Raw genomic sequence first — 13,259 nt, forward strand, 5'->3', positions numbered from 1 at the left:
GGCGGTCATGGCCGTGGCGATGTAACCGGGCGCCACCGCGTTCACGGTGACGCCGTAGGGGCCGAGTTCGAGGGCGAGCGTCGCCGTCAGGCCCTGGATGCCCGCCTTGGCGGCCGCGTAATTGGCCTGGCCGCGATTGCCCAGCGCCGACCGGCTCGACAGCGACACGATCCGGCCGTAACGCTGGGCCACCATGAACGTCTGCGCGGCCTGCGCGCAGTGGTAGGCGCCGGTCAGATTCACCGCGAGCACCGCGTTCCAGTCCTGCTCGGACAGGCGGAAGAACAGGTCGTCACGGGTGATGCCCGCGTTGTTGACCAAGATCTGCGGGCTGCCCAGATCGGTGGCGATGCGGTCGAACACGGTCCGCACCGAATCGCGCTCGGTGACGTCGCAGACGTAACCGCGCGCCACGCCGCCGGCCGCGTTGATCCGCCCGGCGGTCTCGTCGGGAGCGTTGCGGTCCAGTACGGCGACGGCGGCGCCCTCGGCGGCCAAGCGCAGCGCGGTGGCCGCGCCGATGCCCTGGGCGGCGCCGGTGACGACGGCGACCCGATCGGTGAAGCGATGCATCGAATGTCCTCCGGTCAGAACGCGGCGACGCCGGTGAGGGCGCGGCCGATGAGCAATTTCTGGATCTGGCTCGTTCCCTCGTAGAGGGTCATCACCTTGGCGTCGCGGAGATATTTGCCCACCGGGAACTCATCGATGTAGCCGTACCCGCCGAACACCTGCACCGCGCGATCGGCCGCACGGACCGCGGCCTCGGACGCGAACAGCTTCGCCTGCGAGGAGGCCACGGCGAAGTCCTCGCCGCGGTCGACGAGATCGGCCACCCGCCATACCAGCAGCCGCGCCGCGTCGACGTCCAGCGCGATGTCGGCGAGCAGTTCCTGAACGAGCTGATGCGCTGCGATCGGCTTGCCGAACTGCTTGCGCTGGGTGGCGTAGCCGACCGCCGCGTCCAGACACGCCTTCGCCAAGCCGACGCATCCGGCCGCCACCGACATGCGGCCCTTGGCCAGCGCCGCCATCGCCACGGTGAAGCCTTTGCCTTCGGCGTGCAGGCGGGCACTGTCGGGTACCCGCACCCCGTCGAGCACGAGTTCGGCCGTGGCCTGTCCGCGCAGTCCCAGCTTGCCGTGGATCTCGCGTGCGGTGAATCCGGGTGAGTCGGTCGGCACCAGGAACGCGGTGATGCCGCGGTGCCCCTCGCCGCCGGTGCGCGCGAACACCAGCGCCACCTCGGCCCAGGTGCCGTTCGTGATGAACATCTTCGTGCCCGACAGCACCCAGTCCGAGCCGTCGCGCACGGCGCGGGTGCGCAACTGGGCGGCGTCGGATCCGGTGCCCGGCTCGGTGAGCGCGAAACAGCCGAGCGCTTCGCCGGCGACGAGCCGCGTGAGCCAGGTCCGTTTCTGGTCCTCGGTCCCGAAGTGGTGAATCGACTTGGCGACCAAGCCGAGGGAGACCGAGACGATGCCGCGCACGGCCGAATCGCCGCGGCCGAGCTCCTCCAGGACCAGACAGTAGGTGAGGTGGTCGCCCGAGCTGCCGCCGTACTGCTCCGGGATGGTGAGGCCGAGGAAGCCCAGCGCGCCGAGGCGGCCGACGATCGCCCGGTCCACGCTTTCCTCGCGATCCCATCGCGCGGCGTGCGGCGCGACCTCGCGGTCGACGAAATCGGCCGCCAGCTGCCGTGCTGCGGTCTGCTCGTCGGACAGTTCGAGATCCATGGCGGTAGGCTAGCGACAGTTAAACTAACGCCGCAAGTTTTTCCAGCCGACTGCCTGAAAGCTGTACGGCAGGCCGAAGCGAGGTGCGGGTCCAGCCCCGCCGAAGTCGTCTCGCTGCTGCGCTCCGGCGCCGGTCGGATGTATGGCTCGCCAGCCGGAATTCCGCGACCGAACGGTGCGTCGATGTGGCTGCGGACCCCACGGGCTTTCCACGAGGCCCCGGCCCAGCGCGGCGCTGGCCCTGTGTGCGGAGTGACGGCGTCGCGTGCGACCGCGCGCCGTTGAACGAGTCGACGCGGCGGTCAGCCGGTGGTGACCGCGCCGCACTCGGTCGCGAGCCAGGCGGGGAACTCGGTGAGGCTGGTGAGCACCACGTCCGCGCCCGCCGCGCGCAGTTCGGCGGCCGTGCACGGTCCGGTGCTGACGCCCACCGCGAACACGTCCGCGGCTCGCGCACCGTTCATGTCGCCCACGTGGTCGCCGACGAACAGGTGCGCGCCCTGTTCGCGCAGCGTCGCGGCCTTGCCCGCCGACCAGAGGTCGCCCGCGAGATGGTCCACGCGCCAGCCGAGTTCGGCGATGTGCAGCTGTGCGAGCGGGGCGTGCTTACCGGTGACCACGAGTACTCGTCCGGCGCGCGCCTGCACGGCTGCCAGTGCGGCTTGTGCGCCGGGCATCGGGGGTATGGCCGAGACCAGCGTCGGATACAACGCCCGGTAGCGGGTCACCAGAGCCGGGACCAGTTCCTCGGGCGCGCCCGCTTCGACGAGCAGGGTGGCCAGCGGCGGGCCGAGCCGATCGGCGAAGGTCGTCCCGCACAGGGGCAGATCGAATTCGGCGCCGAGCAGGTCGATGGCTCGGGCGACACCCGGCCGGGAGTCGATCAGCGTCATGTCGAGGTCGAAGCCCACGGTCCAGGTCACCCTCATGACCCTAATCGCCGGTGCCGGGGTATGCCGGTCCGGCTGTTGTGATTCACAACTCCGCCGCGAGAGGGTGAGGCCGGTGGGACGCCGGAGGCAGCGGCGTCCCGGATTCACGTGGAACCCGCGATGCATTCGATGCCACGAAACCAGCTGCCGCGCATCGGGATTGCGCAGCGAGTGCAAACGTGCGTCAGGTGCGGCGCAAGGGCGCCGCGCGCTTGGCATAACCGCTGATCGGCCCGATCTCCATCCGGTCGATGCCGGGCAGCGCGGCGATCCGCTCGGTGGTGTAGCGGAACAGGGCGTCCGCGTCGCGGCAGACGACGCACACCAGCAGATTGTGTGGTCCGGTTGTCGCCGCCACGAACGCCGCCTCCGCATCGGCGGCCAGCGCGGTCGCGACGGCGAGCAGATGTGCGGGCGCGACGGCGAGCCACAGCAGACTCTGCACGGTGAATCCGAACAACGCGGGATCGATCTCGACGTCGAAACCGAGGACCCGGGCGCCGCGCAGTTCCTCGACCCGCCGCCGCACCGCGGTTTCCGACCAGCCGACGGTACGCGCGAGCCGCGGGTAGGTCGCCCGCCCGTCGGCGGCCAGCGCGGGAAGCAGGCGCTGATCCAGTTCGCTCGGCGCCACCGCTTGGGGTGGGTCCGCGCCGGGCGCGCGCAGGGCCGCGCTCTGCTCGGTGGACAGCGCCGACATTCGGCCATGCCAGCGGCGTCGCATGAGGTGCCGAAGCACGCGATGGGCGTCCACGGTTCGCACGGCGGGGTGGCGGCCGAGTTCGGGCAGGGGAGCGTCGCCGGGGACGCGGAACAGACAGGTGAGCTCGACGCCGCCGGCGATGACCGTCACCCAGGCCGTGTCGGCGCGGCTCGCCAGCGCACGGGCCAACGCGGCGGTGGCCTCCGGGCGGACTCGCAGGCGGACCAGCCACTCGGCGTAACCCACGCGTCCGGTGTCGGCGACGCCGGTGACCCGTAGCCCTCCGGTGTCGAGCAGCCTGCGGTAGCGGCGAGCCAAGGTGCGTTCGGAGACCTCCAGCACCGGCGAAAGCCTGCTGAACGGGACACGACCGTCGAGCTGCAAGGCGTGCAGCAACCTCCGGTCGATGTCGTCCAGGGTGACCGAATCCACCATGTCAGGGTAGGGCAGTGTCGGAATCCGGCGGATCCGCTGTGCTGACGGGCGGTCCGTCGGATGCCGGGCCAGCATCGACGGCGTGCAGAAACCGATCGACGCCATCCACCACACCGGAATCCTGACTCGCGACCTGGACGGTCTGGAACGCCGCTACCTCGACCTCGGCTTCACCCTGAGTCCCCGCTCGCGGCACCTGCTGAGCGCGCGCCCCGGCGAACCGCCCACGCCCGGATGCACGGCCAACCGGTGCGCGCTGTTCGGCGGCTCCTACCTCGAACTGCTCGGGATCGTGGACGAGTCCGCGCCGGACCCGTGGCACACCAAAGCGATGGCCGACGAGTACGAAGGCTTCCGCCTGCTCAATCTCGAAACCGGCGACGCGGAGGCGGCCCGGCGGCAGCTCACGGCGGCGGGACTGCGCGCGACCGGCGTGCTCGACCTCGAGCGCGATGTCGAGACCGAGGACGGCATCCGCACGGTGCGCGCGCGTGCGGTGCATGTGGACCCCGGTTCGACACCGGAGGCGTTGCTGGGCGTCGCACAGCATCTCACGCGTGCGTACGTACACCAGCCGCGCTATCTGTCGCACCCGAACGGCGCCCGCGCCATCGCCGCCGTGCTCATCGTCGTGGAAGACGCCGAGTTCGACGCGGTCGTCGAGCGATACGGCCGCATCCTGGCCGTCTCCGCCGTGTGCGAAGGGCCGCTGACCGTGTTGAAGATGGCCTCGGGACGACTGGAGTTGGTGCGCGCGTCCCGGACCGGCGCTGTGCTGCCGGGAGAGGAGGCGCCCGCACCGTCCTACTTGGCCGCCATGACCATCACTGTGCGAGACCTGGCCGTCGCGCGGGAGGTCGTCGCGAAGGCCGATGTGCCGGTTCGTGAGACGGACGACGGCTTCTTCGTCTCCGCCCGGGACGCTTACGGCGCGGGCCTGTTCTTCGTGGCGGGCTGACTCAGGACTCGGAGTGGGGTTCGGCGAGGGTGGAGCGCTTGCGGCCGTATGCGAGGTAGACCGCGATGCCCACCAGCACCCACACGCCGAACCGCACCCAGGTCAACGCCTCGAGCGTGGTCGCGAGCAGGACACAGCCGATCAGCGCGAGGATCGGAACCAGCGGCACGAGCGGGGTGCGGAACGGGCGTTCACGCTCGGGCTCCACCCGCCGCAGGACCAGCACGCCGACGCACACCACCGCGAACGCCGAGAGGGCGCCGATGTTCACCAGTTCCACCACGATGTCGATCGGAAGCATGCCCGCGATCACCGCGCCGACCGCTCCGAGCAGCAACGTCAGCCGTACCGGGGTCGAGCTTTTCCCGGTCGCGGCGAGGCGGTAGGGCAGCAGCCGGTCGCGGCACATCGCGAACATCAACCGGACCTGCGCGTACACGATCAGCAGCAGCCCCTTCGTCAGCGCGACGATCGAGGCGATCACGATGACGTCGCCGATCCAGCCGATGCGCACCGCGCCGAACGCGGTCGCGATCGGTGCGCTGTTGTTCAGCGTCGCGAACGGCACCATGCCGGTGAGCACGGCGCTGACCAGCGCGTATAGCGCGGTGGCGATGAGCACCGTGCCGATGATGGCCCAGGGTACGTCGCGGCGCGGCTCCCGGGCCTCTTCCGCCGACGCGGCGACCACGTCGAAACCGAGGAAGGCGAAGAACGCGATCGCCGCCCCGCCGACGACGCCCCCGATCCCGAACGGGGCGAAAGGCGTCCAGTTGTCCACCTCCACGTGCGGTGCGCCGATGACGACCACCAGCACGAGCACGCCGATGGTCACGCCCACCAGCACTTTGGTGATGCGCGCGGTGAACGTGACCTCTCCGGCCAGCACCGCGACGACGGCCGCGACGATCAGCACCGCGGGCAGATTCACCACCCCGCCTTCGGCGGGCCCCGCGCTGAGCGCGTGCGGGATGGTGAGGCCGAACAGCGAATCCAGCGCGGACACGGTCGTCCCGGACCAGCCGATGGCCACCGCGGCGCCCGCGATGACGAACTCCAGCAGCAGGTTCCAGCCCACCAGGAACGCCGGTCCCTCACCGAGGGTCGCGTAGGTGTAGGTGTAGGCGCTGCCCGAGACCGGCACCATCGCCGCGAGCTCGCTGTAGCACAGCGCCACCAGCACGCACACCGCTCCCGCCAGCGCGAACGACAGCACGATGGCGGGCCCGGCCTTCTCCGCGGCGGCCACGCCGGTGATGACGAAGATCCCGGCGCCGACGATGGTGCCCACGCCCATGGCGGTCAGATCGAGTCGCCCGAGCCTGCGCGCCAGCGTGGGCGCGCCCGCCTCGGTCGCGGTGTCGGGCAGGCGACGGCGCCATCGCCGGGCTGATGGGGTGGTCATGACTCCCTTACGAAAACGGTCCGTCGGTCGCGGCCGGTGTGCCGACCGATGGACCATTCTCGCCGTGCTGCCCCCCGTGGGAATAACTGGGGGGTTGCGGCCGTGCCCGTTCCGGCCGCGGATCGCTCAGCTGCTGGAAGACGCCGCGAAAGGCGTGGCGGCGGCGACGCGGGCGGTGCGGTTGGGATGCCGCCACAGGCCCTTGCGCTCGAGGATCGGCAGCACGCCTTCGCCGAACCAGTACGCCTCTTCCAGATGCGGGTAACCGGACAGGATGAAGTGCCTGATGCCGAGGCGCGCGTACTCGGCCAGCCGATCGGCGACTTCGGCGTGTGAGCCGACCAGCGCGGTGCCCGCGCCGCCGCGGACCAACCCGACGCCCGCCCAGAGGTTGGGGGCGATCTCCAGTCGCTCGGTGCTGCCGCCGTGCAGTGCCGACATCCGTCGCTGGCCTTCGGATTCACTGCGCGCCAGACTGGCCTGTACCCGTTCGATGTCGGCGGGGTCGATGCCGGCCAGGAGGCGATCGGCCTCGGCCCATGCCTGCTCGGAGGTGTCCCGGCTGATCACGTGAACGCGCAGGCCGTAGTCGAGTACGCGTCCGTGGTCCACGGCCAGACGGCGGATCCACTCGAGTTTCCCGCTCACCGCCGGCAGCGGCTCGCCCCAGGTCAGGTAGGTGTCGCTGTAGCGGGCCGCGATCGGGCCCGCCGGTTCGGAGGAGCCGCCGAAGAACACCGGCGGCACCGGGTCCGGACGGTTGCTCAGCAGTGCCTGGCGTACCCGCAGGTGCTCGCCCTCGAACGTCACCGGCTCGGTGGAGGTCCACAGCTCTCGCACCACGTGCAGGAATTCGCCGGTGCGGGCGTAGCGCTGCGCCTTGTCCAGGAAGTCGCCGTAGGCCTCCTGCTCGTGCGGCTCGCCGCCGGTCACCACGTTGAGCAGTAACCTGCCCCCGGAGTGTCGCTGGAAGGTCGCCGCCATCTGCGCCGCGAGCGTCGGGCTGACCAGCCCCGGGCGGAAGGCCACCAGGAACTTCAGCGTCTCGGTGGTCTCGACCATCATGGCGGTGGTCAGCCAGGCGTCCTCGCACCACGCGCCGGTGGGGGTGAGCACGGCCTCGAAGCCGTTGTCCTCGGCCGCGGCGCCGATCTGGTTCAGGTACCGCAGGGTGGCCGGGCGGTCGCCGGACATGAAGGTGCCGTGCCCGCCTGCGACCAGCCCGCGGGAATCGCCGTAGGTGGGCAGGAACCAGTGGAACGACAGACTCATGCGGAGCCAACTCCCTTCCGGAGACCGCGGCCGGGCCGCCCGTGGCGACCGCCGCGCGAAGCGCCGGTCCGCGGCGATCACGGACACGACACCTCGGATAGCGGGACAGAACGAGACGGTGCGCCTCGAGGGCGCGCCGCAGTGGTCAATGCTGGGCGCTCGGACTGCTCGGGTCACGGGTTGGAACCAAGCCGGTTTTTATTCGCGTGTCCGTACGTGTCACTATTCCGGGTCTAGACGTAACCCCGAATAACACGTAACCTGGCCTCAGCACGCACCCCACGGTGTGCGAGGCGGACGGACGAAACGAGTACCTCAATGACGCGGCATGTCGACGTACTGATCATCGGCGCTGGGCTGTCCGGAATCGGCATGGCCTGCCATCTCACCAAGGAGCGGACGGGACGAAGCTACGCGATCCTGGAACGCAGGACCGCCATCGGCGGCACGTGGGATCTGTTCCGATACCCCGGCATTCGTTCCGACTCCGATATGTACACCTTCGGCTACGGCTTCCGTCCCTGGAACGGCACCAAGGTCCTCGCCGACGGGCCGAACATCCGCCGGTACATCGAGGAGACGGCGGCCGAATACGGCGTCACCGAGCACATCCGGTTCGGCCGCAAGGTGACTACGGCGCGCTGGTCCAGCGAGACGGCCACCTGGACGGTCGAGACGCTCGACGAGCGGACCGGTGAGACCGAGGTCTACACCGGAAACTTCCTGGTCGGCTGCACCGGCTACTACGACTACGACAACGGCTACCGCCCGAAGTTCCCCGGCGAGGAGAACTTCGGCGGGCAGATCGTGCACCCCCAGCACTGGCCCGAAGACCTCGACTACACCGGCAAGCGGGTCGTGGTGATCGGCTCAGGGGCCACCGCGATCACGCTGATCCCGGCCATGGCCGACGCGGCGGCGCACGTCACCATGTTGCAGCGCTCGCCGACCTACATCACCGCGCTGCCCGCCGACGACCCGGTCGCGGTGGGGATGAAGACCGCCAGAGTGCCGGAGAAGCTCGCCTACCGGATCGGGCGGGCGCGCAATATCGCCTTGCAGCGCGCCAGCTTCCAGCTCTCCCGGACCAATCCCGAAGCGGCCAAGAAGCTGCTGCTGGCCGCCGTGCGGATGCAGGTCGGCCGGGACATCGACATGCGCCACTTCACCCCCTCCTACAACCCGTGGGACCAGCGCCTGTGCGTGGTGCCCAACGGTGACCTCTTCAAGGTGCTGCGCAGTGGCAAGGCGTCCATCGTCACCGACCGCATCGAGACCTTCGCCGAGACCGGCATCCGCCTGGCCTCCGGCGAGGAACTACCCGCCGACCTGGTGATCAGCGCGACCGGGCTGAACGTGCAGATGCTCGGCGGCCTGAGCATGGAGATCGACGGCGAGCCGGTGGTCACCCGCGAACGGGTGGTCTACAAGGGCGCGATGCTCGACGGCGTGCCGAACGCGGTGATGGTGCTCGGCTACACCAACGCGTCGTGGACGCTGAAGGCCGACCTCGCGGCCGAGTACTTCTGCCGCGTGCTCAACCACATGAAGAACAACGGTTACACCCGGGTCGAGGCCGTGGCCACCGACCGCGATCGCGGCGCCGATTCGGTGATGGGCGGTGCGCTGACCTCCGGCTACATCCAGCGCGGCGACGCGGTGATGCCCCGGCAGGGCACCAACGGCCCGTGGCAGGTGATCAACAACTACTTCCGCGACCGCAAGCTGCTGCGCAAGGGCGCGCTGGAGGACGGTGTGCTCTCCTTCAGCCGCGCCGAGCAGTCGCCGACCGCCGCCGGGCGGCTGGAAGGCACCCGCAGCGCCTGAGCGCCGCCCGGCGGTTCACCGCGGGCATCAGGTGCCCGCCGCGAGCCCGGACAGCGCGCACAGCGCGGTGCGCGAGTAGTGCGGGCCCGCGATCGCAGCGGCTCGCTCGGGCGGCGGTCCGCCGGGCACGTTGTGCACCGCATGCGCGAAGCCGCTGTCAGAGCAGCATGTTGCGCAGCAGAAGTTACTGTTGTCGATCGGCGTGCTCGGCGGCGAAAGGTACCTGGGTCGCGCCCGGGATCCGCCCATCCGATCCGGGCGCACCGCACCCTCGTGACGGAACGCCGAACTCGACACGGACCGAAAGCGTCGAACGTGCCTTCGTTCGCTACAGACCCAGCAGAGTTGCCGCGACGGTCTCGATGGCGTCGCGGTACTCGGTGCGGCTGGGCTCGTCGGCATTCCGCCGGGCCAGCACGCCCGCGGTGAGGGTGTAGCCGACGGTTTCCGCGATCACGCGCGGCGCTACCGCCGCGGTGACGCGGCCCGCGTCCAGCTGGCGTTGCAGATACCGGGTGAAGCGGCGGATCGGGCGTTCGGTGATCTCCTCGGCCAGCGCGGCCACCTTCGGGTCCACCGCTCCGCGTTCATCGATCAGGCGCAGCAGCGGTCCCGCCGTCGCGACGGCGTCGGCGAAGGACTCGATGGTGGCGCGCAACATCGCGCGCGGGTCGTCGTCCTGGATGCCCGGCTCCTGGGCGGCGAGGAAGTCGTCGCGCACCCGTTCGGCCAAGGCGAAGAAGATCTCTTCCTTCGAGGCGAAATAGACGTACATGGTAGCGCGGGAGACGCCCGCCTCCGCCGTGATGGCGGCGACCGTGGTGTTGTCGTAGCCGCGCTCGGCGAACACCCGGGCTGCGGCGTCGAGGAGGTCGCGATGCCGCGAGGTATGCGAGCGTTCCCGCGCGGCGCGCACCGACCAGGTGGACTGGGTCACGCGGTCATCGTCGCGCATGTTGACGTTGACGTCAATGTCAACGACACTGTGCGGCATGCAGGTCGTCGTGGTGAACAGGGGAGAAGTGGCGGTTCGGGTGCTGCGCACCGCCCGGGAGCGCGGTTGGCGCACCCTGGCGGTGTACACCGCCGAGGAGCAGCACGCGCTGCACGTCCGCCTGGCCGACGAGGCCGTGGTGTTGCCGGGCGTCGGAGCCGCCGCCTACCTCGACGTGGCGGCCGTCGTCGCGGCGGCCAGAAAAGCGGGGCCGGGCGCGCTCGTCCACCCGGGCTACGGATTCCTCAGTGAGAGCGCGGAATTGGCGCAGGCGTGCGCCGCGGCCGACCTGGTGTTCGTCGGGCCGTCGGCCGAGGCGCTCGGCGTCTTCGGTGACAAGACCGCGGCTCGCGCGGCGGCCGAGCGCGCGGGGGTCCCGGTGATCCCGGCAACTCGCCGCGGGGCGGAGATCGCCGAGGTCGAGAAACTGCTGTCCGAGCATCCGGATGGGGTGATGGTGAAAGCCGCCGCCGGGGGCGGAGGGCGCGGCATGCGGGCGGTGCGCGACGCGGCTTCCCTCCTGGACGCGGTCGAGCGCTGCCGCGCGGAGGCACTGGCCGGATTCGGTGACGACGGTGTCTACGCGGAGGCGCTGATCACCGGCGCACGCCACATCGAAGTGCAGATCGTCGCGGACGGCCACGCCGCGACGGCCGTCGGGGACCGCGATTGCAGCGTTCAGCGCAGACAGCAGAAACTGGTCGAAGTGGCCCCCGCTCCCGAACTGTCCGCGGCATTGCGGGAGCGATTGCACAGCTGGGCCGTGCGGGTCGCCGAATCCGTCGGCTGTCGCGGTGTGGTCACCGTCGAGTTCCTGGTACGCGATGAAGACGCGTGGTTTCTCGAGGTCAACCCGCGCCTGCAGGTCGAGCACACCGTCACCGAAGCGGTCACGGGCCTCGACCTGGTCGCCGTCCAATGCGATCTCGCCCGCGGCGCCACGCTGGCCGATCTCGCACTGCCGGCACCCGGTTCCGCACGTGGCTACGCGGTGCAGGCACGTCTGAACGCCGAGATCCTGACCGCGGGCGGCGACGTGCTACCCGCCACCGGCACGCTGACCCACTTCGCGCCGCCCACCGGTAGCGGCGTGCGAGTCGACACGGCCGCGTTCGCCGGAATGCGGCAGGACGCGCGATTCGACTCCCTGCTGGCGAAGATCGTCGCGTCCGGTCCGTCGTATCCGGCGGCGCTGCGCCGGTGCGCGGACGCGCTGGCCGAGACCGTCGTGGCCGGGGTGGGCACCAACGCCGCGGTGCTGCGCGTGGTCCTGGCGGAGCTGGCGGACGGCCGCGTGGTGCCGACCAGCTGGTTCGAGCGGCACCTCGACGAATTGGTCGAACGCGCCGGGGAATTCCCGAGTCCCGTGCCTGCTCCGCCGAGCACGGAAGTCGCGGCGGCGCCGGTGCCGTTGGCGGACGACGAGCACGCGGTGCTGTCGCCGATGGGCGGCACGGTGGTCGCCGTCGCCGAGCCGGGCGTGATCGTTCCCGCGGGCGGCGAGGTCGCCGTGCTGGAGGCGATGAAGATGCAGCATGTCGTGCGCGCCGAGCGGGATTTGCGGGTGTGCCGCCGAATCGCGGCGCCGGGCGCGGTGGTCGATCCGCACGCGCCGCTGCTGGTCTTCGTCGCCGCCGAACACGGCGGAGCGGTCATCGACCAGGTCGCGGTGGACTTGGACTCGATACGCGCCGATCTCGCCGAGGTCCACGCACGCCACCGCGTCGGCTTGGACGAAGCGCGCTCGGAGGCGGTCGCGAAACGGCACCGGCTCGGGCGGCGCACCGCGCGCGAGAACATCGACGACCTGGTCGACGCGGACAGCTTCGTGGAATACGGCGCGCTCGCGGTCGCCGCGCAACGACTGCGCCGCAGCGAAGCGGACCTGATCGCGAACACACCGGCGGACGGGCTGATCGCGGGCGTCGCGACCATCGATGCCGAACGATTCGGTCCCGACCGATCCCGCGCGGTGGTGCTGTCCTACGACTACACGGTGCTGGCGGGCACCCAGGGCATGCGCAACCACGTCAAGACCGATCGCATGCTCGAACTCGCACGCGAGCAGGGACTTCCGGTGATCTTCTTCACCGAGGGCGGCGGCGGCAGACCGGGCGACACCGACTACTCAGGCATCTCCGGCCTCGATGTCACCACGTTCCGCGCGATGGGCGCGCTGTCGGGGCGGGTTCCGCTGATCGGCATCGTCTCCGGACGGTGCTTCGCGGGCAACGCGGCGCTGCTGGGCATGTGCGACGTCGTGATCGCCACTCCCGACGCGAATATCGGCATGGGCGGTCCCGCCATGATCGAGGGCGGCGGGCTCGGCGTGTACGCGCCGGAGGACATCGGGCCGATCGAGGTGCAGCGCCGCAACGGCGTCGTGCACGTCGTCGCGGCGGACGAAGCCGAAGCGGTCGCCACCGCCCGCCGGTATCTCGCCTACTTCCAGGGCGCGCTCGGGGAGTGGACCGCGCCGGACCCGCGCCTGGCGCGGCACGTGGTGCCGGAGAACAGATTGCGCGCGTTCGACATTCGCGCCGCCATCGAGTCCGTCGCGGATGTCGGGTCGGTACTGGAGCTGCGCCGGGACTGGGCCGTGGGGATCGTCACCGCGTTGATCCGGGTCGAGGGGCGGTCGTTCGGATTGATCGCCAACAACTGCCATCATCACGGCGGCGCGATCGACGCTCCCGCCGCGGACAAGCTCAGCATGTTCTTGCGCCTGTGCGACACACACGGGTTGCCGATCGTCTCCCTGTGCGACACACCGGGCTTCATGGTCGGTCCAGAAGCGGAAAAGGACGCCACGGTTACCAAGTTCAGCCGGCTTTTCATCGACTCGGCCGCGCTCTCGGTCCCGCTGGGAACCGTCATCGTGCGCAAGGGCTACGGTCTCGGCGCGCAGGCCATGGCCGCGGGCTCGTTCCGCGCGCCCCGGTTCGTCGTCGCTTGGCCGACCGGGGAGATCGGCGGCATGGGCCTGGAAGGCGCTGT

Annotated in this window: 10 protein-coding genes; 3 read left to right on the forward strand and 7 right to left on the reverse strand. The window is 70.5% G+C overall.

The window, feature by feature from the left end; genetic code table 11:
• From ON27_RS13595 to ON27_RS13610, 4 genes are all read right to left on the reverse strand, one after another.
• On the reverse strand, positions 1 to 573 hold a 573-nt coding region (locus tag ON27_RS13595; RefSeq protein ID WP_043725651.1), incomplete at its 3' end, for an SDR family NAD(P)-dependent oxidoreductase.
• Between the two features lie 14 nt (positions 574 to 587).
• Positions 588 to 1,736: an acyl-CoA dehydrogenase family protein gene (locus ON27_RS13600; protein ID WP_043725654.1), complete on the reverse strand. Its 1,149-nt coding sequence runs from the start codon at positions 1,734 to 1,736 to the stop codon at positions 588 to 590.
• A gap of 302 nt (positions 1,737 to 2,038) precedes the next feature.
• Positions 2,039 to 2,659: an HAD family hydrolase gene (locus tag ON27_RS13605; RefSeq protein ID WP_169334506.1), complete on the reverse strand. Its 621-nt coding sequence runs from the start codon at positions 2,657 to 2,659 to the stop codon at positions 2,039 to 2,041.
• Between the two features lie 193 nt (positions 2,660 to 2,852).
• On the reverse strand, positions 2,853 to 3,803 hold the full coding sequence (locus tag ON27_RS13610) for an Lrp/AsnC family transcriptional regulator (protein WP_043725674.1): 951 nt from the start codon (positions 3,801 to 3,803) through the stop codon (positions 2,853 to 2,855).
• 85 nt (positions 3,804 to 3,888) lie between these two features.
• Between ON27_RS13610 and ON27_RS39860 the strand changes: the two genes are divergently transcribed.
• Entirely contained in the window at positions 3,889 to 4,764 is an 876-nt protein-coding gene (locus ON27_RS39860) for a VOC family protein (protein WP_245559936.1), read from the forward strand.
• A 1-nt stretch (position 4,765) separates the two neighbouring features.
• Here the strand turns inward: ON27_RS39860 and ON27_RS13625 are convergent, their stop codons facing one another.
• Both ON27_RS13625 and ON27_RS13630 read right to left on the reverse strand, forming a co-directional pair.
• The gene (locus ON27_RS13625; RefSeq protein WP_043725664.1) at positions 4,766 to 6,169 is read right to left on the reverse strand and encodes an amino acid permease; all 1,404 of its coding nucleotides are present in this window, start codon (positions 6,167 to 6,169) and stop codon (positions 4,766 to 4,768) included.
• A gap of 126 nt (positions 6,170 to 6,295) precedes the next feature.
• A complete protein-coding gene (locus ON27_RS13630) occupies positions 6,296 to 7,441 on the reverse strand; it encodes an LLM class flavin-dependent oxidoreductase (RefSeq protein ID WP_043725666.1) in 1,146 nt (381 codons plus the stop codon).
• Positions 7,442 to 7,759: 318 nt separating this feature from the next.
• Here ON27_RS13630 and ON27_RS13635 point away from each other — a divergent pair, with 318 nt between their 5' ends.
• Positions 7,760 to 9,268 carry a flavin-containing monooxygenase gene (locus tag ON27_RS13635; protein ID WP_043725669.1) on the forward strand — a complete coding sequence of 503 codons (1,509 nt, stop codon included), beginning with the start codon at positions 7,760 to 7,762 and terminating at the stop codon, positions 9,266 to 9,268.
• A gap of 328 nt (positions 9,269 to 9,596) precedes the next feature.
• Here ON27_RS13635 and ON27_RS13640 read toward each other — a convergent pair whose 3' ends face one another.
• Complete coding sequence (locus ON27_RS13640; protein WP_157227177.1) at positions 9,597 to 10,205, reverse strand: TetR/AcrR family transcriptional regulator; 609 nt, start codon at positions 10,203 to 10,205, stop codon at positions 9,597 to 9,599.
• Between the two features lie 55 nt (positions 10,206 to 10,260).
• On the opposite strand from ON27_RS13640, the gene ON27_RS13645 reads away from it, so the two are divergent.
• Positions 10,261 to 13,259: acetyl-CoA carboxylase family protein (locus ON27_RS13645; RefSeq protein ID WP_043725671.1), on the forward strand; the 2,999-nt coding region annotated here is incomplete at its 3' end.

The sequence above is a fragment of the Nocardia asiatica NBRC 100129 genome, from assembly GCF_000308415.1.
GTDB lineage: Bacteria > Actinomycetota > Actinomycetes > Mycobacteriales > Mycobacteriaceae > Nocardia > Nocardia asiatica.